This is a genomic window from Candidatus Burkholderia verschuerenii (assembly GCF_001189365.1).
Taxonomy (GTDB): Bacteria; Pseudomonadota; Gammaproteobacteria; order Burkholderiales; family Burkholderiaceae; genus Caballeronia; species Caballeronia verschuerenii.
Window position 1 is genome coordinate 1 of the sequence record NZ_LFJJ01000369.1, and the last position, 1405, is coordinate 1405.

The window sequence follows — 1405 nt, forward strand, 5'->3', positions numbered from 1 at the left end:
CCCCCCCCCCCCTTCCCCCTCCCTACCCCCCCCCCCCCAACCCGCTTCTACCTCCAACCATGCGAGCGGGCCGCAGAAGTGAGCACTCACGACTCGACGACGAACTTGGCTTGCTTCCCAGTTCGTCGCCACGCTAGTGCATTGCATGCGTGCCTCACGCAGCGCGGTTATGTTCGCGAAATAGTGCTTCGCCGATGGGGTGACAAGTCCGGTAACAAGCGCATTTCCCATCAAGAAGGCGCGCTTCGTATCCGATATGCCGCTGAGCTCGGTGAAGCCGTGCGGAAAGCCATTCAGGTCTTCCAGCTCTTCGGGCGTAAGGCGTCGAAGCCTTCCACTTGACGTTGCGACGACGTGTTTCGTCCGGGTGGCAGTTGCGCCGCCTTCGGATGTAATGATTGTCCTCGACGGGCGACTGAGAAGGTCCGGAAATGCCATCGCGCCTTCGGTGTACTCATAGCTAAATCCGTTCTTCTCTCGCGGGATACGCTTGGCGCTTTTCGCGGCTTTCCAACGAAGCTCCGAGTCCTCATCCAAGTAGAAAGATTCAGGCACGCCGATAGTTTTGCGCACGACGTCCCCAAGTGTCAAAGGTGCGACGTGGCCCGTGTACGGCTGGTAGTCTTCAACGTCGGAAGCACAAGACTTCGCGGTCCAGACTTGCCCATCCAGCATCAGGCCGCTATTCGCAAAGCGTGACGTTCCGTTCGAGAGAGGTCGATAGCCCAACTGGGTTGTGAACGGGTCATTCGAAACGGACAGTGCTGGAGAGGCTCCATCGAGAGGCTGCACTAAGTTGCATGGTAGGGCAGTCTGCAAGACTCCCTCTTGATTCCACGCGAGAGCGTTGTGCTCCAGCTTGGTTTGCATAGACCGATACATCGCCGTGGAGCGGTGATATCCAACGATGAAAACACGTCGCCGCTTTTGTGGGAACCCGTAGTCTGCTGCGTTCACGATTCTCCACTCTACTGCATAGCCAAGTCCGTGGAGCGTGCTCAGTACGGTGGCGAAGTCTTGACCCTTGCACTGAGCAGGGGAGGCGATAAGGCGGTCAACGTTCTCGAGAATGAGATATCGGACAGGCTTATTGTCTTCGAGGCGCTGCCGCAAGAGCTCCCCGATGGACCACCAGAGAACCCCTTTTTTTCCGGCTAGGCCTTTCGACATTGAAAGCGGCTTTGCAACCGAATAGTCCTGGCAAGGAAAGCCACCTACGAGAACGTCTGGGGCCGCTGCACAGATGGCTTGTCGACCTGCCTCTGACTCGAGTACCGAGGAGTTGTGTGCGTCAAGTTGTGCAGAAATCAGATGCCGGTGGTTTCAGTTGATCCTTCTGTGCGACGTGCGGCGCGAAGGGCGTAGCCCGCAGCGCCGAACGCCGCGCGGCCGCTATGCAGCAGCG

Annotated in this window: 1 protein-coding gene; it reads right to left on the minus strand. The window is 58.3% G+C overall.

Features of this window, described 5'->3' with window-relative positions; all coding sequences use genetic code 11:
- Positions 1–1311, minus strand: a 1311-nt coding sequence (locus tag BVER_RS28980) for a DNA cytosine methyltransferase (protein WP_157056306.1), incomplete at its 3' end; no start/stop codon positions are given.
- Positions 1312–1405 lie beyond the last annotated feature (94 nt).